Source organism: Streptomyces sp. NPDC090499, assembly GCF_044769305.1.
Taxonomy (GTDB): Bacteria; Actinomycetota; Actinomycetes; order Streptomycetales; family Streptomycetaceae; genus Streptomyces.
In genome coordinates this window covers 690,967-712,697 of the sequence record NZ_JBIVXP010000005.1, presented here as the reverse complement: position 1 = coordinate 712,697, position 21,731 = coordinate 690,967, and the positions used below count along the sequence as shown (strand labels likewise).

The 21,731-nt window shown below is 67.7% G+C and carries 16 protein-coding genes; 12 read left to right on the top strand and 4 right to left on the bottom strand.

The features are described from left to right. Window position 1 precedes the first annotated feature (1 nt). The 3 genes from ACIQVL_RS22485 to ACIQVL_RS22475 all read left to right on the top strand — a co-directional run bounded on the left by ACIQVL_RS22485 (window position 2) and on the right by ACIQVL_RS22475 (window position 3,372). Window positions 2–751 (top strand): alpha/beta fold hydrolase, encoded by a 750-nt coding sequence (locus tag ACIQVL_RS22485; RefSeq protein ID WP_403476178.1) that lies wholly within the window; start codon window positions 2–4, stop codon window positions 749–751. Window positions 752–907: 156 nt separating this feature from the next. Then, window positions 908–2,137, top strand: a complete 1,230-nt coding sequence (locus tag ACIQVL_RS22480; protein WP_403436846.1) for a CaiB/BaiF CoA transferase family protein — start codon at window positions 908–910, stop codon at window positions 2,135–2,137. Between the two features lie 56 nt (window positions 2,138–2,193). Next, on the top strand, window positions 2,194–3,372 hold the full coding sequence (locus tag ACIQVL_RS22475) for an acyl-CoA dehydrogenase family protein (protein ID WP_403436847.1): 1,179 nt from the start codon (window positions 2,194–2,196) through the stop codon (window positions 3,370–3,372). 395 nt (window positions 3,373–3,767) lie between these two features. On the opposite strand, the gene ACIQVL_RS22470 is transcribed toward ACIQVL_RS22475, so the two are convergent. Together ACIQVL_RS22470 and ACIQVL_RS22465 are read right to left on the bottom strand one after the other, a co-directional pair. Further along, complete coding sequence (locus ACIQVL_RS22470) at window positions 3,768–5,927, bottom strand: RICIN domain-containing protein (protein ID WP_403476177.1); 2,160 nt, start codon at window positions 5,925–5,927, stop codon at window positions 3,768–3,770. A 1,143-nt stretch (window positions 5,928–7,070) separates the two neighbouring features. Continuing rightward, on the bottom strand, window positions 7,071–7,994 hold the full coding sequence (locus ACIQVL_RS22465) for an oxidoreductase (RefSeq protein ID WP_403436849.1): 924 nt from the start codon (window positions 7,992–7,994) through the stop codon (window positions 7,071–7,073). Between the two features lie 80 nt (window positions 7,995–8,074). Here ACIQVL_RS22465 and ACIQVL_RS22460 point away from each other — a divergent pair, with 80 nt between their 5' ends. From ACIQVL_RS22460 to ACIQVL_RS22430, 7 genes are all read left to right on the top strand, one after another. Next, window positions 8,075–8,674: a TetR family transcriptional regulator gene (locus ACIQVL_RS22460; protein WP_403436850.1), complete on the top strand. Its 600-nt coding sequence runs from the start codon at window positions 8,075–8,077 to the stop codon at window positions 8,672–8,674. 120 nt (window positions 8,675–8,794) lie between these two features. Continuing rightward, on the top strand, window positions 8,795–9,421 hold the full coding sequence (locus ACIQVL_RS22455) for a TetR/AcrR family transcriptional regulator (RefSeq protein WP_403436851.1): 627 nt from the start codon (window positions 8,795–8,797) through the stop codon (window positions 9,419–9,421). 131 nt (window positions 9,422–9,552) lie between these two features. Beyond that, the gene (locus ACIQVL_RS22450; protein ID WP_403436852.1) at window positions 9,553–11,217 is read left to right on the top strand and encodes an AMP-binding protein; all 1,665 of its coding nucleotides are present in this window, start codon (window positions 9,553–9,555) and stop codon (window positions 11,215–11,217) included. Beyond that, entirely contained in the window at window positions 11,214–11,972 is a 759-nt protein-coding gene (locus ACIQVL_RS22445; protein ID WP_403436853.1) for an enoyl-CoA hydratase/isomerase family protein, read from the top strand. Before ACIQVL_RS22450 ends, ACIQVL_RS22445 begins: the two co-directional genes overlap by 4 nt. A 5-nt stretch (window positions 11,973–11,977) precedes the next feature. After that, the gene (locus ACIQVL_RS22440; protein ID WP_403436854.1) at window positions 11,978–12,730 is read left to right on the top strand and encodes an SDR family oxidoreductase; all 753 of its coding nucleotides are present in this window, start codon (window positions 11,978–11,980) and stop codon (window positions 12,728–12,730) included. Between the two features lie 32 nt (window positions 12,731–12,762). Then, on the top strand, window positions 12,763–14,529 hold the full coding sequence (locus ACIQVL_RS22435; protein WP_403476176.1) for a CocE/NonD family hydrolase: 1,767 nt from the start codon (window positions 12,763–12,765) through the stop codon (window positions 14,527–14,529). A 33-nt stretch (window positions 14,530–14,562) separates the two neighbouring features. After that, window positions 14,563–15,927 (top strand): alpha/beta hydrolase domain-containing protein, encoded by a 1,365-nt coding sequence (locus ACIQVL_RS22430; protein WP_403476175.1) that lies wholly within the window; start codon window positions 14,563–14,565, stop codon window positions 15,925–15,927. Window positions 15,928–16,180: 253 nt separating this feature from the next. On the opposite strand, the gene ACIQVL_RS22425 is transcribed toward ACIQVL_RS22430, so the two are convergent. Further along, window positions 16,181–16,948, bottom strand: a complete 768-nt coding sequence (locus tag ACIQVL_RS22425; RefSeq protein ID WP_403436857.1) for an SDR family NAD(P)-dependent oxidoreductase — start codon at window positions 16,946–16,948, stop codon at window positions 16,181–16,183. Between the two features lie 83 nt (window positions 16,949–17,031). Between ACIQVL_RS22425 and ACIQVL_RS22420 the strand changes: the two genes are divergently transcribed. Continuing rightward, entirely contained in the window at window positions 17,032–17,607 is a 576-nt protein-coding gene (locus ACIQVL_RS22420) for a TetR/AcrR family transcriptional regulator (protein WP_403436859.1), read from the top strand. Window positions 17,608–17,644: 37 nt separating this feature from the next. On the opposite strand, the gene ACIQVL_RS22415 is transcribed toward ACIQVL_RS22420, so the two are convergent. Continuing rightward, entirely contained in the window at window positions 17,645–20,122 is a 2,478-nt protein-coding gene (locus tag ACIQVL_RS22415; protein ID WP_403436861.1) for a SpoIIE family protein phosphatase, read from the bottom strand. Window positions 20,123–20,803: 681 nt separating this feature from the next. Between ACIQVL_RS22415 and ACIQVL_RS22410 the strand changes: the two genes are divergently transcribed. Next, a complete protein-coding gene (locus tag ACIQVL_RS22410) occupies window positions 20,804–21,727 on the top strand; it encodes a nuclear transport factor 2 family protein (protein WP_403476174.1) in 924 nt (307 codons plus the stop codon). Window positions 21,728–21,731: the final 4 nt, after the last annotated feature.

Below are 21,731 nucleotides of genomic sequence, written 5' to 3'. Positions count from 1 at the left end.
GATGGAGGCTTCCATGGGTACGGCACCACCGGCTGGGCCTACGACATTCCTCCTGGTGCACGGCGCCTTTCACGGCGGCTGGTGCTGGTCCGAAGTACGGCGCCTCCTGGAGGCGAACGGACACCGGACATACGCTCCTTCACAGACCGGGCTGGCGGACCGAAAACACTTGCTCAGCCGCGACATCGACATGAACACCTTCGTGCTCGACGTCGTCAACCTCATGGAGAGCGAGGATCTGCGCGACGTCATCCTCGTGGGTCACAGCTTCGGAGGCCGCACCATCACGGGTGTGGCCGACCGGGTACCTGAGCGGATAGCGCAGTTGGTCTTCCTCGACGGCGGCCTGCCCTTCGGCGGACTGAGCCGGCTGGACGCAATGGCCCCGCAGGCCCGCGCGGCACGGATCGCGTCCGCGGAGCAGTTCAGCGGCGGGCTCAGCATCCCGCCTCCCCCCGCCGAGAACTTCGGGCTCTCCGATCCGGAGCACATCGCCTGGGTGAACCGGCGCCTGACCCCGCAGCCGCTCAGCGTCGAGGCGTCACCACTGGCGCTGAAGAACGACATCGGCAACGGTCTGCCCTGCACCTACGCACAGTTCACCGAGCCCGTCTTCCCGGGGGTGGAGCCGAGCGCCGCCTACGCCAGGAGTCGAGCCGACTGGAATTTCGTCGGACTCCCCGGGGGACACGACGGCATCATCTCCGACCCTCGGCCAGTAGCCACGCTGCTCGAGTCCCTCGCGGCCTGACCACTTCCCGGCGCGCAGCCGTGGAACTCGGTCTTCTCACCTCAGCGACCGTGGCAGAAGCCGACTGGGCGCGCGCCAAATGGAACCCAGCCACGAGACGGCTCGGACCGAACGACGTTCGGAACGCGGAACGATCAGAGAGGAGGACGCGTAGGCATGGAGCGCAACGCGCCGGACGAACGGGCCGGCGTTCTCGATGCGGCGGTCCGCGGTGCTCTGGAGGGGGTACGCATCGCCGACTTCTCCAGGGTTCTCGCGGGGCCCTACGCCACCATGCTCCTGGCCGACCTCGGCGCCGAGGTGGTGAAGGTCGAGCGGCCGGGCGTCGGGGACGACACCCGTGCCTGGCACCCTCCGACAGACCAGGACGGCACGTCGACGTACTTCCTGAGCGTCAACCGGAACAAGAAGTCCGTCGTCCTGGACCTCACGACCGAGGCCGGCCTCGAACAGGCCCGCGCCCTGGTCGCCGAGTCCGACGTCCTGGTGGAGAACTTCCGCCCCGGCACGATGGAACGACTGGGGCTCGGCCACCGCGAACTCCGGGCTCGTCACCCGGGGTTGGTCTACTGCTCCATCAGCGGATTCGGCAGCGGTGCGGGCACGACGATCCCCGGCTACGACCTCCTCGTACAGGCCGTCGGCGGTCTGATGAGCGTCACCGGAGACGCAACCGGTGAACCGGTGAAGACGGGAGTGGCCCTGGTCGATGTGATCACCGGGCTGCACGCCTCGCTCGGCATCCTCGCGGCCCTCCGGCACCGCGATGCGACAGGTGAGGGCCAGCGAGTGGAGGTGAACCTGCTCGGCTCGCTGCTGTCGGCCATGGTCAACCAAGCGTCGGCCTTCGCGGTCGCCGGCGTGGTTCCGGGCCGCATGGGCAACGCACACCCGAGCATCGCACCGTACGAGACCTTTCCGACCGCCGACCGCCCGATCGCGCTCGCGGTGGGCAACGACCGCCAGTTCGCGGCTCTGGCCGGCGTCGTCGGCGATCCCTCTCTCGCTCACGACGACCGCTTCCGCACCAACGCCGACCGGGTCGCCCACCGCGCCGAACTGCGGGGCATCCTGACCCAACGGCTGACCGTCGCCGGTGCGGACCACTGGTCAGCTGCCCTGCTGGCAGCCGGAGTACCCGCCGGACCGGTCAACACCCTCGACGAGGCATTCGACTACGCCCGCAAACTCGGGCTGCCCGGCATTGTCGATATGCCCGCAGCAGGAGTTGAGGGCACGCCGTCCCGCCAGGTCGCGACCCCTATCACGCTGAGCGGGACGCCCGTGCGGTACCGCCTGCCGCCGCCGCGCCTGGGCCAGGACACCGCGGAGATTCTCCACCACTTGCCCGATCACACCTCCGCCCCGAACGGACCGGTCACATGACCGTCCCTGGCGCAGGCCCCCGATCGAACGGCCATCGCAACCACCAGGAGCCCACGATGAGCGGCGCTCAGCCGATGAAGGACCCCCTCAACCTCCTCGATCTCTCAGCCACCCTCACCGACGAGGAGCGCGAGATCCAGGCCACCGTCGCCAAGTTCCTCTCCGACCGGGTGCGCCCGCACATCGGCGAGTGGTTCGAGAACGCCCACTTCGCCCGCGAACTCGCCCCCGAACTAGGCAAGTTGGGCGTGCTGGGCATGCACCTGGACGGCTACGGCTGTGCGGGCACCAACGCGGTTTCGTACGGCCTGGCGTGTCTGGAGCTGGAGGCTGCGGACTCCGGCTTCCGCAGTTTCGTCTCCGTGCAGGGCTCGCTGTCGATGTTCTCCATCTGGAAGTGGGGTTCGGAGGAGCAGAAGCAGGAGTGGTTGCCCCGGCTCGCCGCCGGTGAGGCGATCGGCTGCTTCGGCCTGACAGAGCCCGACTTCGGCAGCAACCCCGCCGGGATGCACACCAAGGCTGCTCGCGACGGCGACGACTGGATCCTGAACGGTTCCAAGATGTGGATCACCAACGGCGGCATCGCCGATGTGGCCACCGTCTGGGCGCAGACCGAGGACGGTGTCCGCGGCTTCCTTGTGCCGCGGGGCACGCCCGGGTTCACCACGCAGGACATCAAGCACAAGATGTCGCTGCGCGCCTCCATCACTTCGGAGCTGCACTTCGATGACGTACGCCTGCCGGAATCCGCTCGGCTCCCGCACGCCCAGGGCCTGCGCGGACCGCTCTCCTGCCTGAACGAAGCCCGCTTCGGCATCCTGTTCGGCGCCGTCGGCGCCGCCCGGGACTCCCTCCAGGCAGCCCTCGCGTACGCCGATACCCGGGTTCAGTTCGGCAAGCCGATCAGCGCCTTCCAGCTGACGCAGAAGAAGCTCGCCGACATGAGCGTCTCCCTCGGCGGTGCGGCGCTGATCGCCCTGCACCTGGGCCGTCTGAAGGATCAAGGGCGTATCCGGCCGGAGCAGATCAGCGTCGGCAAGCTCAACAACGTCCGGGAAGCGATCACCATCGCACGCGAGTGCCGCAGCATCCTGGGGGCCAACGGCATCTCGCTGGAGTACTCACCGCTGCGCCACGCCAACAACCTGGAATCCGTCCTGACTTACGAAGGCACCGGTGAGATGCACACCTTGGTCGTCGGCCAGGCGCTCACCGGCCAAGCCGCGTTTCGCTGATCGCCCGAGGCTGACGGGGAAGACGCCCGTTGACGTCGTCAAACTGGACAGGCTGACTTGTGGCAGCGGTGCGGAACACACGTTTTCACGGGCCCGCCTCGCCCTCGACCATGACGGGGGACTCGTAGGCCACGCGTGTTCTCTTTGCCGCTGGGCGGTGGCTGGATCGTCCAGCCACGGCCCTCGTCGTGTGAGCTCCGGGCGCTACGGAGCACCCGGGGCAATCACTCGCCCGCCAGGCCTGCGACTGGACTCCGGACTGTTGATCGATGTTGTCGCCGGGGGTGTCCGGTCCGGCAACTCGCCCCCATCAATTGGATGCGTGAGGCGGCACGACACGAAAGAACCGCGGGGTGCGGCCGCGTTCTCCGGCCGCACCCCGCTGGCGGTGTCCGCTAGTTCCGGCTCCACTTCTGGGTGGCGTTGCCAAGGGCCGTCCACAGTTGGACCTTCGATCCGTTGGCCGTCGCCCAGTTGGCGACGTCGATCGCGAGGCCGTTGGAGCGGTTGATGACGGAACCGTCAAGGCGGAACCACCACTTCTGGCTGGTCTTGCCATTGCAGGACCAGAGGATGAGTTTCGTCCCCGGGGTGGTGCCGTCACCGTCCGCCGCGAGGCAGTTTCCGGCGACGCGGAGTTCGCCCGCGGTGGTCTGCGTGATCGTCTGATTGGCGTTGCCGGAGCAGTCCCAGATCTGCACCTGCACGCCAGTCTGGCTGTTCGGCACGTCCAGGCAGCGGCCGGAGTTGCTGCCCTTCAGCGTGAAGGACGCATCGGTCGGCAGGGGGTCCTGGACGAGCTGCCATTCCTGGGAGTCGTCCGCGGCCGGGTTCCCTGACGCGTCGATCGAGGCCTCCAGATCGACGGGGCCGCTCTGGGTCGCGCCCGTCATGAACAGGCTCGTGTTACGGACCGAGCGGATCTTGTAGTACCCGTCGGTCGAGGGGACCAGGGTCCACTGCTTGTCAGTTGCTCCGTCGTCGACCCACTGAGCGAGACGCTGCCCGGCGGTCGCGTTGCCGGTCCAGACGGCGACCGACCGACCGCCCGCCTTGTTGAGGAGGGTCACATTGGAGCCTTTGGCCGTCAGATGCCATCGCTGTGAGGCGTCCCCCGCGTCCCGGTTGCGCAGGGCGAGGTCAGGGACGTCGCCGGTGAGGTTGGCGTCCTGTGTCTTGCCGGCATCCGGGCTGAGGGCCTGACCGGTGGCGCGGTTGACCAGGGTGTTGTACACGCCCACGGACCGACCGAGGTCGACCTCGGCATAGCGCACCGGGCCCGCTCCCCCTCCGCCGAAGTCGGCCTGGAGTATGACGACGCGTCCCGTGCCGTCGACATACTGGAGGTTGCGGCTGTATCCGGCGGCGATCGGTGTCTGGTACTCCTTCCACGTGCCGGTGCTCAGACCGGACTCGTTCACCCAGACGCTGCCACTGCCGGCGGCGTTGTAGACGATCCGCCCGTCCGGCAACTGGACGAGCACCGGGCTGCCGCCCGTGGCCGGCGCGTGACCCCCTGAGGGCACGGGCAGGCTGGTGATGGGGGAGTCCGCAACGCTGGTCGGGTAGAACTTCAGCGGGTCGTCCGCGATCCGGTAGCGAACGTTCGCTCCGCCACCCCAGTACTCGTAGGTGAGCAGCCATTTGCCGTCGCTGGTCGGGGCGATCGTCGTCATGCCGGGGCGTCCGGCGCCGATCTCCGTCTTTCCGTTGTTGTTCACGGTCGTCCCCGGAACATCGACGACCGGCTGGCTCCAGGAGGACGTACTGTTTCCGTTCCAGGTTCTGTGCACCAGGATCTGGGTGCGTGCGTCCGTGGCAGTGTCGTCGTCCGGGTCGCGGGTCGGCCCTCCGGTGGTGGCGTCGAAACCGGTGTAGTCGTGCTCGTCGGAGTAATAGGCGACGAGCGTGCCGTTCCGCGCCATCAGGTACGGCTCCCAGACCGGATCCGACTGGGCGAAGGTGTTGGCGTTCGACACACGGCTGCCCTGCCATCCGCCTGCGGCGACGATGTTCTCGAAGCTCCACGTCGCGCCGTCGTCGGTGCTGGCGTACAGCGCGATGGCCACGTCCTTGCGGTCGCCGTCGCCGTCCGGCGTCCAGTTGGGGTCAGCGGCCTTGTGCTCTTCGTAGTAGTAGTCGTCCCCTGAGACGACGCTGGCGAGAAGCAGAGTGCCGGCCTGGAGGTTTCCCACGTCCTGCGGGAGCACGTAGAGGTAGGGGTTCGTCCAGTTGCTCGTGTACTTCGCGTACTGGGGATCGTTGGAGAGGTAGGCGGGAGCCTTGAGGTCGGTGAGCTTCTGCCAGGTTGTTCCGTCATCGTCACTCTTGTAGACCGGCAGTGACTGGCCCACCGGGGCGCCCTGGCTGTTCTCGAACGATGCCACGATCCGGCCGCTCGGGAGCTGGGCAGACTTCGGGTAGAGAACGCAGGGCACCTTGCTGCACGAAGGATTCTGCGCCGTGTACAGGGTCGAGGGGCTTGGTTGATATGCCGACGAGCTTCCCGCTGAGGCGATGACAAGTGTTACGCCGACGCCGAAGGCTGTCGCCATTGCGAGAGCCTTCCGTGTCAATTCCTGGATCATTACGGGTCCTCTGAGTTTTGGTCAGGGTTCGTTGGAGCTCGGATCGGGCAGCTCGTGGCCGAAAAGGAAATCTTTCTCGCATCCAGCTCACTGCTTGCCTCGCATGAAGCGCCGAGACGATATCCGGCATGTGGAATCGGCGGCTTGGCAGGGTCTCAGCTGTGATTCATCCCTACGCGGTGGGCCTCGACAGAGTGCCTTTGCCGACCGCCGCCCACGGCCCGGCGACGCGTTTCACCACATTGCCTGTAACACTCCTTGCTCAGATTCGGCCGTAGCTCCGAGTTCGACAGGGGTGGAGGTTGACGATGGTTACTGATGGATGCGGCGGGCTGATCGCTGATGCGTGTGCCGGGTGGTGAAAGTATTAGGACGCGGCGCCGTTATGTCACCGGTGTGTTTCCGAAAGTCTTTCGTAAGCTGCCCGGCATCGAGTATTGACGGGGCCTGGCGACCGCCAGTTGCGCGCTCTCACCGGATGCCTGCACAGGAACCTCTCCAGGTCCAAGACCACATCCCGTAGTCGGCCGCGCCGGCCCGGGACAGGAGTCGGGTCCCCCTCAAATGGAGGCACAAGATCGGCTCCGGCCCCGGTTGCGGGCTTCGTACGGCCCGGCCGGCGGACACGGCGAGCGACTACAGGTCGACGCGCAGGCCACGAACCGACGGCCACGTCAAGTATTGGTGTTCAACTGGATCCTGCAGGGACACCGAACGAGACCCTGACCGCGATCGACCCGCTCATGTGGACCAGAACTCTGCTACTGGAAGGCGAGTTGGCCACCGCCGAGCCCAAGAAGCTCCGCTACCGCCTCCTGCGTACAGCCATGCACGTCCGAAGGCGAGCCCGGAAGCCCGCGGCGCAGGCTACCGAGAATTCGGAGTCTGCGCTCCAGCACCCATCGGCTCAACAACTCAGTCGTCGACACCCGTTCGAGACAACCCTTTTCGGGAGAGTCAGTATCGGGGTGACGATCGGGCTCGACGCGACACGGAGTTGAAGGAGCGACTGCGGGGCAAGGGCCGCGGGCCCCGTGGGCGGGGCGCGTTCGAAGGGCAGGCGCAGCAAGCCGGCGGCTTCCAGCGTGTTCCAGTGTCGATCACGTGAGGTCAGTGAGGTGTCGGCAGGTCGTACCGGACCCCGGTCAACTCCTCGGAGAGCTGCCACAGGCGCCGGGCGGTGGCGGCATCCTCGGCCGCGGGATCGGGCGGGACCTGAGTCGGGTGACCCTTGAGCTCGTTGTGGCCGTCCGGCCCGTAGATCTTTCCGCTCAGGGCCTCCGGCGCCGTCGCCCCGTACAGTTGCGACAACGCGCCGGCCTCCGCGGACTGCGCGAAGACGCGGTTGGCCACCCGCATGATGATGGGCGTCAAACCGGTGGGTCCGCTGGTCTGCAAGTTGGTCGCGGCATATCCGGGGTGAGCGAGCAGACTCCGTATCGGGCTGTTGAGCACCCGCAGTCGGCGGTCGAGCTCCAGCCCGAACAGAACGTTCGCGAACTTGGCCTGCTTGTAGAAGCCCAGCGGCGAATACTTCCGGGCCCCGGTGAGATCTTCGAAATGTATCCGGCCACCGCGATGCAGCGAGGAAGCGACCGTCACCACGCGCGGATCCCGGCCCGCGCGCAGCAGATCCAGCAACAGTCCGGTCAGCGCGAAGTGACCCAGGTGATTGGTGGCGAACTGGCTCTCCTGCCCCTGGGGACTGAGGGAACGGGGTGCCATCATCACGCCCGCGTTGTTCACCAGCACGTCGACTGGTACGCCGTCCGTATGCAGCTTGCCGGCGAATTCGCGTACCGACTCCAGATCGGCGAGATCGATGCGACGCACCTGAAGGTTCGCATCGGGTTGCCCTGCGCGGAGTCGGGCGGCCACGGCCAGCCCCTTGGTCTCGTTGCGTACCGCCATGACGACATGCGCCCCATGCCGGGCCAGCTCTCGCGTGGTAGCCAATCCGAGACCGCTGTTGGCGCCGGTGACCACAAAGGTCCGGCCGCTCAGATCGGGGATGAGGCTTGCGTTCCAGCTCATAAGGTGATGATGACGAAGATGGCACGGTGAGTCAATAAAGTCTCGATGAGACAAGAGCGCCCACCGACTATCATGGCGTGATGACCGATCGACCCAGCCTCGGACAGCTCAAGCGCCAACTCGTCCGCGACCAACTGACCGAGTCCGCGATGCGGCTGCTGGCTCAGCAAGGTCTGGAAGCGACCACGGCCGAGCAGATCGCGGCCGAGGTCGGCGTCTCCCGGCGGACCTTCTTCCGCTACTTCGACTCCAAGGAGGACGTGATCGTCCAGGCCTTCACGGAGGCCGGCAACGCACTGTGCGCCGAGTTGAGCGCGCGACTGACAGCCGAGGGTACGGCGATGGCATTGCGCCAAACGATCGCCGCTTTTGTGCAAAAGATGACCGAACACCCGGAGAAGACACTGCGGCTGACCCGACTCGTCCTGGACTCGCCAGGCCTGCGCGCCCGGTTCCTCGAACGGCAGGCGCAGTGGCAGACCGACATGGCCGCCGTGCTGAGCCACGGCAGCAGCCAGAACCCCGTCGACCTGCGCCCGGCCCTGGCCTCCGGGGTGGCCCTAACCGCGTTCTACACCGCTTTGACCCGCTGGTCCGCCGACGGTGGTGCCCGCGACCTGGCCGAACTGGTCGACGAAGCGTTCGACGTGGTCACGCCCGCCCTGGACGTCATCAACTGAGTGCGGAGGCGCATCCCCCTCAGAACGTGCCGATCAGGCTGATCATCCACACGCCCTGTGCACCTGCAGACTCGCAGTACGATAAGACCCGACTCAGTACCGGAAGGAAGTGGCGAATCCGTGCAGCGCGGTCCGCGGACCGGGACTCGGCGCACGCCGGGCGCCGGACGCAAGCGGCTCGACGACGACCGTCGTGAGGAGCTTCTCGGGCAGTTGCGGACGATCGTCCTCGAGGAAGGGTTCGCCCGACTGACGGTCGACACGATCGCCGCCCGTCTCCAGTGCTCGAAGTCCACGCTCTACGCGCTCTCCTCCAACCGGCACCACCTGGTCGCGACGGCGCTCAAGAGCTTCTTCCGGGACGCCACCGAGCAGGTCGAGAAAGAGGTCGCCGAGGTCTCCGACCCGGCACAGCAAATCGCCACCTACCTCGCCGCCGTGGGCACGCAGATGCGGCGCATGTCGGCGGCCTGCTACGACGACATGCTCGACGACGACGCGACCCGGGAGATCTACACCGTCAACTCGCTCGCCGCCACGCGCCGCGTGCGGGAGATGATCCACGCCGGCGTGGAGTCGGGCGACTTCCGCTCGCTGCATGCCGAGTTCGTCAGCCAGTCCGTCGGCCTTCTGATCGACGGCATCCAGAGCCGGGAACTCCTCACCTCAACGGGTCTCTCCTCCGGCGACGCCTTCATCGAGCTGGCCGACCTCGTCCTCGCGGCCCTCCGCAAGACGCCCAGCTGACTCCACACCTTTGCCGGTGGGTGATCACCCGAACTCTTGATGGATACGTCACTGAGTACTAACGTACGTGAAACAGTACTCAAATCGAAGGCTGCCTCTGGCGCCTTCGTCCTTCCGAGATGAGGCGAGCGATGCCCCTCTCCGACCCCGACTCCTCCACCGCCCCGCCCGACCGGGTCCAGGAGCTGGTCACCCTCTACAGCGATCAGCGGGCCGGCGTCGCCCACCTGCTCTGTGACGGGCACCCGTCCGAGGCCGTTGCCTACACGGTCGTGGAGCCGGACCTGTCGTCTACCGTGGTCACCTACGGCCGTCTGAAGACGGAATCCGAGCGGTTCGCCGCCGCCCTGGCCGGGCTTGGTGTGGGCCCCGGCGACCGCGTCGCGACGCTGATGGGCAAGAGCGTGGACTATCTCGTCGCCCTCCTGGCCACCTGGCGTCTCGGCGCGGTCACCGTGCCGCTGTTCACCGCCTTCGCACCCCCGGCGATTGCGCTGCGCCTGCTGGCCAGCGACGCCAAGGTCGTCGTCTGCGACGAGGCGCAACGCTCGAAGCTCGAACCGGGTGAGGACATCCCGGCCGACGCCAAGTGGCAGATCGTCGTCAGCGGAGGCGCGGGGCAGGAGGGCGATCTCCGTTTCGCCGACCTCATGGCCGCCCACGAGCCCGGGTACCCCGCGGCAGCCCTCGGTGGCGCCGCCCCGCTGGTGCACATCTTCACGTCCGGCACGACCGGCCGGCCCAAGGGCGTCGTCGTCCCCACCTCGGCGATCGCTGGCTTCCGTGTCTACGCCGAGTACGGCTGCGGGGTCACCCAGGACGACGTCTTCTGGAACGCCGCCGACCCCGGCTGGGCGTACGGGCTCTACTTCGGCGTGATCGCCTCGCTGAGCATGGGAGTGCCGAGCGTGCTGCTGCACTCCGGGTTCTCGGCTGAGCTCACCTGGCGGGTCATGGACGAGCTCCGGGTCACCAACTTCACCGCGGCACCCACCGTGTACCGGTCGCTGCGCGCCTCCGGCGTCCCGGTACCGGAGGGCCTGGCCCTGCGCCACGCGTCCAGCGCGGGCGAACCGCTGACCCCCGAGGTCAACGCATGGGCCGAGGAGGCCTTCGGCATCCAGGTCCACGACCACTACGGGCAGACCGAGGCCGGGATGCTGATCAACAACCACCAGCACCCGGCGCTGCGCCGGCCGGTGCACACCGGCTCCATGGGCCATCCGATGCCGGGGTGGAACCTGCACGTGCTGTACGAGGACCGTGACGAGATCGCGCCCGTCGGCACCGTCGGCCGTATCGCCGCCGACATTGCCGAGAGCCCGTTGGCCTGGTTCCGCGGCTACGAAGGCGAGCCCGGCAAGAGCGTGGAGAAGTTCAGCGCTGACGGCCGCTGGTACTACACGGGTGACGTCGGCCGGGTCGACGACGATGGATACTTCCACTTCTCGTCCCGGGACGACGACGTGATCATCATGGCCGGTTACCGCATCGGCCCGTTCGAGGTCGAGTCCGTGCTCGTCACGCACCCCTCGGTGGTCGAGTGCGCGGTGGTCGCCGCACCCGACGAGGTCCGCGGCGAGGTCCTGGAGGCCTACATCGTCCTCCAGGACGGCACCGAGGCCTCCGACGCCCTGGCGGCCGAACTCCAGCAACTGGTCAAGAAGCGCTACGCCGCGCACGCCTACCCCCGTCAGGTGCACTTCGTCGACGCGCTGCCCAAGACGCCCAGCGGCAAGATCCAGCGCTTCCTCCTGCGTCAACAGCGCCAGAACGGCCCGGAGGCCCGCCCGTGACCACGGCAGTACTGACCGAACAGCGCGACACCGTGCGCTGGGTCCGGCTCAACCGGCCCGAGAGCCGGAACTCCATCAACCCGGATCTGATCCGGGCGCTCGACGAGGCCGTGGCCGCCGCGATGCTCGATCCGGGCACCGAGGCGGTCGTGATCGCCGGCAACGGGCCGAGCTTCTGCGCCGGGGCGGATCTGCGCCATCTGCTGGAACTGGCCGGCTCCGGCGGCGACCCGCTGGCCTTCCTCGGTCTGATCTCGGAGTGCTTCACCCGTCTGGAGACGGCACCGAAGCCCGTCGTCGCAGCCGTGCACGGTCATGTGGTGGCCGGCGGGCTGGAGTTGGCGCTGGCGTGTGACGCGGTCGTGGCCCGGACAGGCACGGTCATCGGCGACGGCCACATCCGCAACGGCCTGCTGCCCGGCGCCGGTTCGAGCGTCCGGCTCGCCCGCAAGGTCGGCGAGCCGCTCGCCCGCCGTCTGATGCTCACCGGTGAACTGCTGCCCGCCGAACAGTTCCTGACCAGCGGATTCGTGCAACTCATCGCCGAGGCAGAGGAGTTCGAGCAGACGGTGTCGACCGTCGCGGGTTCCTTCACGGGACTGCCGCCCGGCCACGACCGGATGAAGCAGCTCCTCGCGGACCCAGGCACCCCGGAGGCCCTGCTGCGCGAACTCGACGTGTTCGCCGAGCACTGGCGCGAGCGGGACATCGCCGCCCAGTTGACCAGCTTCTTCGACCAGCGAGCCGTGAGGTGACCCCCGTGCGACGTTACGTGGACCGAGTCGTCCTGATCACCGGAGCCGGGCAGGGACTGGGGCGTGCCATGGCCCTGCGGTTCGCCGCGGAAGGCGCCCGGCTGGCGTTGTGCGACGTCAACGAGGCCGCGGTGAAGGAGACGGCTGCCCAGGCCACCGGCGGCGGTGACGTACGCCCTTCGGTGGTGGACGTGGCGGACGCCCGGCAGGTCGACGCATGGGTCGCCGAAACGCTCACGGCCTTCGGCCGGGTGGACGTCCTGGTGAACAACGCCGGTGTCATCCGGGACAACCGCCTGGAGCGGATGACCGACGACGAGTGGGACGCCGTGGTCGACGTCAGCCTTCGGGGCATGTTCCACTGCACCCGCGCCGTGTTCCCGCACATGAAACAGCAGGAGTACGGGCGGGTCCTGTCCTTCTCCTCCATGTCCTGGCGGGGCAACTTCGGGCAGGTCAACTACGCGGCCGCCAAGGCCGGTGTGGTGGGCATGGCCCGCACCATCGCCCTCGAAGGCGCCCCGCACGGAGTGACGTCGAACGCGATCGCGCCCGGCCTCATCGACACGCCGATGCTGGCCTCGATGAACGACGCCGCCCGCGCGAAGCTCGCCGCCCGCGTCCCCATGAAGCACATCGGCGACCCGACGGACATCGCCGAGGCCGCCGCCTACCTGTGCTCCGAGGCGGCCGGCTACGTCACGGGCGTGGTCCTCGACGTCGACGGCGGCATCAGCATCGGCAGCGCACTGCGCTGACTCGCACCCGACCACCTGAGGGGCACCACGACATGTCAGACCCCGCTCAGCAGCTCGACCAGCTCACCGACGAACTCGTCGTCGACAACGACGTGATGGTGCCGATGCGCGACGGCATCCGCCTGCGCACGGACATCTTCCGGCCCAGCGGCCCTGGTCCGTACCCCGTGCTCGTACAGCGCTATCCGTACACCCCGCACGACGGAATCATGGCGATGTTCGGGAAGATGCTCGCCCGGCAAGGCTACGCCGTGCTTGTGCAGAGCTGCCGCGGCCGATACGGCTCCGAGGGCGACTTCTACCCGTTCCATCCCGATGTGGACGACAGCTACGACACCGTCGAATGGGCGGCCGTACAGCCGTGGTCGAACGGCAGGGTCGGCATGTACGGCATGTCCTACAGCGGTTACACGCAGTGGACCGCCGCCATCGCCCGGCCACCCCATCTTGTCGCCATCGCCCCGTTCACCTGTACCTGGAACTGGGACGAGAGCACCTGGTACTTCGCGCCCGGAGTCCTCCAGCTCGGCCTCGCGGTGAGCTGGAGCGCCCTGATGTCCACGCAGGAGGCAGAGCGCCGGGGTATGCCAGCCCCGGTGCCCCAGTTCGCCGCCTCCGAGAAGCTCATGAGCACGGGCGGCCTCGGAGACCTCTCGAAGTTCGGCGAGATGGCCCGCCTGGAGGTCGAGGGCACCCGCGCCCTGCTCGACCGCCGCCCCCTGCGAGACGTCGAGGAACTGCGGGAACTGGCACCGTGGTTCAGGGACTGGTGCGACCAGGACGACGCCCGGGCCCCCTACTGGCGACGGATCAGCGCCGCGGACCACGTCCAGGACATCGACCTCCCGGTCTTCCATCTGGCCGGCTGGTACGACTTCTTCTCGAAGGGCGGGATCGATGCCTACACGACGCTGACCAACCAGGGAGCAACCCGGCGGACCCGCGAGGGGCAGCGTCTGGTCATCGGTCCGTGGAACCACAACAGCACGCAGGTCCGTCCCGACGCCGACCCGAGTACCGGGGCGTTGGTCGACTTCGGACCCGACGCACCGGTCATGCGGTTCTTCTCACACCACCTCAAGGGTGAACTGCCGGACTACGCCGACGAGCCACGGGTCCGGCTGTATGTGATGGGCGACAACGTCTGGCGCGAGGAGAACGAGTGGCCCCTGGCCCGGACCGAGTGGACCTCGTACTACCTCCGCGGCGCGGACAGCCTTCGCAGCCTGTCGCCCCAGCCGCCGGGCGAGGAACAAGCGGACGTGTTCGTCTACGACCCGAACGATCCCGTCCCCGGCCCCGTCAGACTCGGCGCGACATACGGCGACGCCGTCGACCTCGACGCCGTGGCGCACCGCCCCGACGTGCTCGTCTACACCACGCCACCGCTGGCGGACGAACTGGAGGTCACCGGCCCGGTGACGCTGGAACTGTGGGCGTCCTCCTCCGTGGCGGACACCGACTTCACCGCGAAGCTCGTCGATGTCTTCCCCGACGGCACCGCCGTCCCCGTATGCCAGGGCATCGTCCGTACCGGACACGGGGTGACGCAGCCCCGGACGCTGGGAGCGGCTTACCGCTACGAGATCAGTCTGTGGTCGACGAGCACCGTGTTCCAAGCCGGGCACCGCATCCGCCTCGACGTCTCCTCCAGCGAATACCCCACCTACGAACCCAACCCGAACACCGGCGAGCGCATCACCCACGCTTCCGACGCCAAGACGGTGACGGCCACCCAGCACGTCTTCCACGACGCGCTCCACCCGTCCCGCCTGGTCCTTCCCGTCATCCCCCGCTGACCGACGCATCCCGCACGCCCTACAAGGAGCGCCATGCACGTCGTGACCCCCGCTGTCCTGCGACGACCGCCGACGGACGGTTCGCCGACGTTCGCCCCCTACGGCACGCACGTCCCGCCGCTCGACGCGTACGACTACATCGAGGAGGAGTGGATCGCCGTCGGCGAGGAGGACGGCCGCCCCTACGCGACGACGCTGTGTGTACGACGGCCCCGGGACGCCGCCCGCTTCAGCGGCACCGTGATCGCCGAGCCGCTGCACGTTCACGGCATCGCACCGATCTGGATCTACACCGCCCCCTACATCATGCGGTCGGGCCACGCCTGGGTGGAGATCACCGCTCAGAAGACGACGCTCGACATGCATGTGAAGCCGGCCAACCCGCAGCGCTACGAGGACCTGCGTATCGAAGGACCCGACACTGCGGACTTCGATCCGAATCCCAACCTCGGCAATCCCGAACTCTCGCGGGTCTTCTGGTCGGAGCTGGAGCGCCGCAACGGGGCGGCCGGCGCGATCCTCGCCCAGGTGGGGGCGGCCCTGCGGTCGCCCGGGAGCCCGTTCGCGGAAGGATCCGTGGGTCGGATCATCCTCGCCGGTCACTCGCAGACCGGCAGTGTGACCACGTACTACATCCGCGACGTCCACCACGTGCAGCGCCTCGACGACGGCTCACCCGTCTACGACGGCTTCTTCCCCTCTGGCTTCCCCTTCGAGGCCTTCCGCGACGTCGGCGTCCCCGTGGTTCAGGTGATGAGCGACGGTGACGTCTCCCTGCCCGACTACTCCTTCCGTCCCGGCTACGGGGGACGCAAGTACCGGCGCGAAGACAGCGACAAGCCAGGCGACCAGTACCGCCTCTACGAACTCGCCGCCGTCGCCCACATGGGCACCCGGACGGCTCCCTACGACGACCCGTCGCTGTGGAAGGCGACCTTCGCCGCCGAGCCCGACGTCGTGTTCGGCTCGCGGATGAGCCGGCTGCCCCACTTCGAGCTGTTCAGTGTGGGCCTGCATCACCTGGTGGAGTGGGTGGCACACGGCACCGTGCCGCCCCGGGCGGAGCGGATCGTGGTGGGAACGGACGGTTACTTCGCCACGGACGAGCACGGCAACAGCCGAGGCGGAGTGCGCAGCGTGCAGTTGGACGTCCCGCACTCCACGTATCTGGCCAATCCGCCGTATTCGGACGGCGCCCCGAGCTATCTGACGGTCGGCAGCGAGGAACCGTTCGACGCGCCGAAGCTGGGAAGCCTGTACCGGGACAAAGCCGACTACGTCGAGCGCTTCGACCGCCGTCTGGACGAACTGGTCGGCGCGGGCTGGCTGTTGGCCGAGGACGCCGAGGACCTGCGGCGCGAGGCACGGCAGGTTGAGATCCCCGCACAGGGCGAGTGACTCCGTCACGGGCCCTGCCGGACGCCCGTGACCAGCCTTGACGGCGTCGGGGCGGTCGTGAGAGGGAACGGCCGCGCTCCCGCCTACGGCCTCCTCGGCGCCGTCAACAAACCCACAAGGGGCAGCCAGGTATATTGGCTGAGGATCCTGGGAGGCCTCCGGATCTCCCCCTTCACGCCGGCACAGGGCGGCATCCGGGGGCGAGAGCCTCCCGCGCGATCATCGTCGTCCAGTGTGTTCTCGGACGTTCGGCCTAGACACGCATCGTGGTTCCGCCGTCGACACACAGCACCTGTCCGGTGATCCACTCCCCCAGGTCGGACAGCAGGAACGCCACCGTGGCACCGATGTCCTCGGGCCTGCCGTGGCGAGGCGCGGGTGTCGTCGTGAGGATCATGTCGCGGAAGTCCTCGGGCAGGTTCAGTTTCGTCGCCTCCGTCATCACCAGCCCCGGCGCGACACTGTTCGCGCGCACGCCGTCCTTGCCGTACTTGCGGGCGATGTGTCGCGTCAGCGCGCCGACTCCGGCCTTGGTGACCGAGTAGGCGACCTTGTCCGCCATGCCGGCGTAGACGGCCCCGGACAGGGTGTTCACCACGGAGCCGCCGCCCCCGGCGATCATGTGGGGCAGGCTGTGCTTGAGGGTGAGCAGGTAGCCCGTCAGATTGACGTCGATCGTGCGCTGCCAGGCCGCCAGATCGATGTCCACGACGTTCGTGTCCTTGGCGACCTCGTCCGGATGGATGTTGGCGGCCACGTTGAAGAGACCGTCGATCCGCCCGTACTCCTTCACCGCCCGGTCGATCTGGCGCTTGACCTGACCCTCTTCCGAAATATCCACAGCCATGGCGACGCCGTCTCCCCCAGCTTCGACAGCCGCTTGCAGCGTGGCCTCGGCGGAAGCCTCCACCACGTCGCTCACCACCACCGTCGCACCGCCCGCGCCGAGAAACCTGGCTGTCGCAGTGGCAAGGCCACCTGCGCCCGCGAAGACGACGACCTTGCCCTTGAGACCTTCCATCAATGCTCTCCTCTTGCTGATCCTTGCCCCCGACCCAAGGAAACGTACATTGGTGTACGGATAATGGCTACTAGTCTGAGGGCATGACACAGGATGCCCAGCGCAGCAGGCGGAGCGACGCCGCCCGCAACCGGGAACGGCTTCTCACCGCAGCGCGCCGGGCGTTCGCCGAGCGCGGTCCCGACGTGGCCCTGGAGGAGATCGCCAGTGCCGCCGACGTCAGCCGGACCACGCTCTACCGCAATTTCGCGACGCGCGAGGAACTCGCCGTCACGGTTTTCGAGGACAACGTCGGAGCGATCGAGCAGCGCTCCGCCGATCTCGGCGATCGTGCGGACGGCATCGTGCAGCTCTTCGACTTCGTCCTGGCCATGCAACGTGACAACCGCAGCCTCGCCCGCGTCCTTTCAGGCGCAAATCTCGCCTGGCTGACCGGCCTGTCGAACCGCACCATGGCCGCTTTCGAGCCCCATCTCGAGCGTGGTCGCCAAGCTGGAATCGTCCGTCCAGGAGTCGGTATCCAGGACGTGATGCTGGCGTTCCCCATGGCGGCAGGCGTGATGGCGGACGACGAGGCCTCTCAGCGCGAGCTGATGACCGACCGTGTCCGCGCGATGTTGCACCGGGCTCTCTTCTCCGAGCAGGCACATGTCGACTGACGGCACGCCGCCCCAGAGCCGCGGTATCCACGTGGCTTCACCACGAACCGCTCTCCTCACCACCCAGGGGTACTTCCGCCCAGATAACTTTTCCCGTTCGGGTATGGCGTGAGCCCCAACGCTGGGTGAGCTGGGCGACGATCAGCAGGCCACGTCCGCCTTCGTCGGAGACCCGGGCACGCCGCAGGTGGGGGGAACTGCTACTGCTGTCGCTCACCTCGCAGATCAGAGTGGTGTCGCGGATCAGGCGCAGTTGGACAGGCGCGTGTCCATAGCGGATGGCGTTGGTGACCAGTTCGCTCACGACGAGTTCGACGACGACGACGGTGTCTTCCAGGCCCCACGCCAGCAGCCGGTCACAGGCCACCTTACGGACGCGAGCGACGGCCACGGGCTCGGCGGCCACGTCCCAGGTCGCGACCTGGTCCGCGCGCAGCGACTTGACCCGCGCCAGCAGCAGGGCCGCATCGTCGGTGCGAGTGTCTGGCGACAGAGCGCGCACCACACTGTCTCCGATTTCCTCCAAGGCACGCTCCGGATGGACGAGCAGGTCACGAAGGGCGGCTCGGCCGTGGTCCAAGTCTGTTTGTGCGCTTTCGACAAGACCGTCGGTATAGAAAGCAAGGACGCTGCCCTCCGGCAGTTCGAACTCTGCGACTTCGAAGGGAAGGCCGCCCACACCCAGTGGAGGCCCGGCGGGAAGATCCAGGAAGTCCACTGTCCCATCCTGGGTCGCGAGGACCGGTTCGGGGTGACCGGCTCTCGCCATGGAACAGTGCCGCGAGACGGGGTCGTATACGGCGTACAGACAGGTTGCCCCCACCTCGTTCACCATGCGGTCCCCTGTGACGTCCGTCCCATCCGCCGCGGCCTGGCGGTCGAGTCTCAACACGAGGTCGTCAAGTTGGGTGAGCAGTTCATCGGGGGCCAGGTCGACATCTGCCAAGGTGCGGACCGCCGTGCACAGCCGACCCATGGTCGCGGACGCCTGAATTCCACGGCCGGCCACGTCGCCCACCACCAGCGCGACTCGGGCTCCGGACAGGGGGATGACATCGAACCAGTCGCCCCCGATGCCTGCACCAGGATCGGCAGGCAGGTAGCGGGAGGCAACCTCCACGCCAGCCTGACGCGGCACACTGTCGGGCAGGAGGCTCCTTTGCAGGGTGAGCGCGATCTCATGTTCGCGGCTGTAGCGGCGAGCGTTGTCGATATACACCGCCGCTCGGGCAGCGAGCTCGTCGGCCAACCGCAGATCCTCCTCGTCGAAGGGTTCAGGGGTCCGATGGCGGCAGAAGGCCGCCAGCCCCAACGTGACACCACGAGCACACAGTGGCACGGACATTACGGAGTGGATGTGATGGACCCGGATGCTACGAGCGCGCTCCGGAGAGCCGGCAGCCCAGGACCGCAGGACGGCTTCATCGACAAGCTGGTGGGTGGCTCGTCCTGCGGCCAGCGCGCGCCCTGGCGGCGAATCCCTGTGATATGCGTGTACGGCACCGGTCGGAATCACTGCCTCGGGGCAGCCCGGGAGGACAGAACGTTGCGCAGCCCGACGGAAGGTCGAGTGTTCCTCGTACGCGGCGTTCTCGATTCCTCCGCTGAGGACGCTGTCGAGTAGATCGACGAGGACGAAGTCGGCGAAATGGTCCGTGCCCACCTGCGCCAGCTCATCCGCGGTGCGCGCGAGATCGAGTGTGGTGCCGATCCGAATACCGGCCTCGTTCAGCACCCTCAGGCGCCTGCGCGCATGGAACTGCTCGGTCGCGCCTGCCGCCGCGAGCGACACCGCACGCACGTGACCGGTGTGATCTCGGACCGGAGAGAGCGTGACCAGCCCGGCGTAGGCCTGCGCCTCGCCCGGTCCGGAAAGATGCGCTTCTCGCTGTACCACGTCACCGCTTCGCCACACCTGCTCTACGGCGTCGCCGATGTTCTCCAGCCCCGTCATGCGACAGGACGATCCAGGGACACCGACTTCCGTCCCTAGCAGGTCTCCCTTCGTCTGCCCCATCACGAGAGTCATGGCCGCGTTGACCGCAATGCACTGGGCGTGGTCGTCGAAGAGCGCCACTGGCAGCGGAAGCTGCTCCAACGCCCATTGCTCGATCAGGGGGGCGTCCGCAGTCCCGCTACCGACTCCGGTCGACTCGGGCGGCGCAGGCGGCGTTGCCTCGAGGTACCAGTGCACGCTCCCGACCGCGTCCACAAGCGGGCGGGCCCTGATCCGCACGTCCAGGCGGTGGCCATCGCGATGCCGCACCGCGACCTGGCCCTCCCATGCCCGGCCCCCCACACAGCAGCCTCGGACGGCCTCAGGCAGAGGCTCTCCCAGCAGCCGCTCAACTGCCCTGCCGACTGCCTCCGCCTGGTCATAGCCCAGGAGCTTCTGCGCTTCCGGGCTCCAGGCACTCACCACACCATGCCCATCCAGCGCAGCCGACGCGGTCTCCCCCGTGCCGGCTGGCCCTTCCCTGTCGGAAGCAGCGGATACGGCAGGTTCCCTGTCCATCGCGGCACCTCTCGCCGTGTCGCGCCCCGGTCCGCGCGGCTATTCCACGGCTACCACCAGCTTGCCCTCAACGGACACACTTCTCCAGTGATGGGCCTGCTCTTCGCCCCGCTGCTCCCGGGACGCAGCCGGCACAAGACAGGGGCGAGGAGTCTCGTTATTCGCCGGAGGCACGGCCCACCATTTGCGCCCCGTACTCCAGGGCCGTGCCACAGCTCGGAGTACGAGCAGGGAAGATCACGTGCGGTCCGAAGCCGTCACCAAGGGCATCAGCCACTCGCGCGAGGGATACCGGGTCGGTCTCTTGCAAGCACGCCACCGGTGCAGCGTGACACCCGCGCCGGCGAGCACCGCCGGGCGCCTGCTGATCTGGTCGGAGAGCGCGGTGGCCCAGAGCGCAGGCTGTTCCAGGTGGGCCGTGCTCGAGGACTGGTCACACTGAACCTCCATCGACCCCGGAGCGGGACCCCTCGTTCGGCCCGCATGGCCGGGCGCAACGGTGATCTGGTCCAGCGGCACCGCCGCCTCAGACCTGGGAGGTCGCCCAGCAGGGTTGGCAGAGGCATTCAAAACTAACTAAAAAGTGCGTACATACATTCTGGAATGCTGCCCTGACCGGTCCCGTTGAGACTGGCGTAAGGCAACACCAGCCGTTCGTCAACGATCGGAGATCAGCGCAGCATGTCCCGTACCACGCCCGCGCGCCGGGCCCTCACCGCCACGCTCCTGGCGACCGCCGTCGCCACCGCCGCGGCCGCCCCAGCCATGGCCGCACCGACGACCGCCGCCTCGCACCGCCAGGACACCAGGTCCGACAACGAGGCCTACAACAAGTCCATCGTCGAGCAGGTCCTCAAGGGCGTTTTCGAGGAAGGGGACCCCGGCGTCGTCGACCGGTACGTCCGGACGGACTACATCCAGCACAACCCGATCGCCCCCGACGGTTCCGCCGCACTGAGGCAGGCGGCCATCAACATGCGCCAATTCCCCGACGCCCGGATCGACATCAAGCACATCATCGCCCAGGGCGACCTCGTCCTCGTGCACTCCAACTCCGCCCAGCTCGCAGGCGATCGCGGACGAGCTCTCTTCGACATCCTGCGCATCCAGGACGGGAAGATCGCCGAACACTGGGACGTGACGCAGCCCGTGCCGGCCACCACAGCCAGCGGCAACGACATGTTCTCCACGCTCAGCAAGCCGACGACCGGCAAGCCCCGCCCGCGGTGGCTCACGGCCTACAACAAGAAGCTGGTCACCAAGGCCTTCGACCGTCTCCTCGTCGAGAAGGACGCCTCTGCTGTCACCAGGTTCCTGGCACCGAACTTCCGCCAGCACAGCCCCACCGTCACCGACGGCCGCCAGGGCGCGCAGGCAGCGCTGACCGCATACTTCCAGAACCACCCGCAACTGAAGGTGGAACCGAAGCGGATCATCGCCGAAGGCGACCTCGTCGCGGTCCACAGCCACTACATCCCCGCCCCCGGCGAACGAGGCCAGGCCGTCCTCAACCTCTTCCGCGTCCAGAACGGAAAGATCGTCGAGCACTGGGACACCGTCCAGGACGTGCCGGCCACCTCGGCCAACGACAACACCATGTTCTGACCCA

Bases quoted from the DNA above. Each gene is read 5' to 3' on its own strand.
- ACIQVL_RS22485 (WP_403476178.1), top strand. From the start codon at position 2: ATGGAGGCTTCCATGGGTACGGCACCACCGGCTGGGCCTACGACATTC.
- ACIQVL_RS22480 (WP_403436846.1), top strand. From the start codon at position 908: ATGGAGCGCAACGCGCCGGACGAACGGGCCGGCGTTCTCGATGCGGCG.
- ACIQVL_RS22475 (WP_403436847.1), top strand. From the start codon at position 2,194: ATGAGCGGCGCTCAGCCGATGAAGGACCCCCTCAACCTCCTCGATCTC.
- ACIQVL_RS22470 (WP_403476177.1), bottom strand. From the start codon at position 5,927: ATGGCGACAGCCTTCGGCGTCGGCGTAACACTTGTCATCGCCTCAGCG.
- ACIQVL_RS22465 (WP_403436849.1), bottom strand. From the start codon at position 7,994: ATGAGCTGGAACGCAAGCCTCATCCCCGATCTGAGCGGCCGGACCTTT.
- ACIQVL_RS22460 (WP_403436850.1), top strand. From the start codon at position 8,075: ATGACCGATCGACCCAGCCTCGGACAGCTCAAGCGCCAACTCGTCCGC.
- ACIQVL_RS22450 (WP_403436852.1), top strand. From the start codon at position 9,553: ATGCCCCTCTCCGACCCCGACTCCTCCACCGCCCCGCCCGACCGGGTC.
- ACIQVL_RS22435 (WP_403476176.1), top strand. From the start codon at position 12,763: ATGTCAGACCCCGCTCAGCAGCTCGACCAGCTCACCGACGAACTCGTC.
- ACIQVL_RS22430 (WP_403476175.1), top strand. From the start codon at position 14,563: ATGCACGTCGTGACCCCCGCTGTCCTGCGACGACCGCCGACGGACGGT.
- ACIQVL_RS22425 (WP_403436857.1), bottom strand. From the start codon at position 16,948: ATGGAAGGTCTCAAGGGCAAGGTCGTCGTCTTCGCGGGCGCAGGTGGC.
- ACIQVL_RS22420 (WP_403436859.1), top strand. From the start codon at position 17,032: ATGACACAGGATGCCCAGCGCAGCAGGCGGAGCGACGCCGCCCGCAAC.
- ACIQVL_RS22415 (WP_403436861.1), bottom strand. From the start codon at position 20,122: ATGGACAGGGAACCTGCCGTATCCGCTGCTTCCGACAGGGAAGGGCCA.
- ACIQVL_RS22410 (WP_403476174.1), top strand. From the start codon at position 20,804: ATGTCCCGTACCACGCCCGCGCGCCGGGCCCTCACCGCCACGCTCCTG.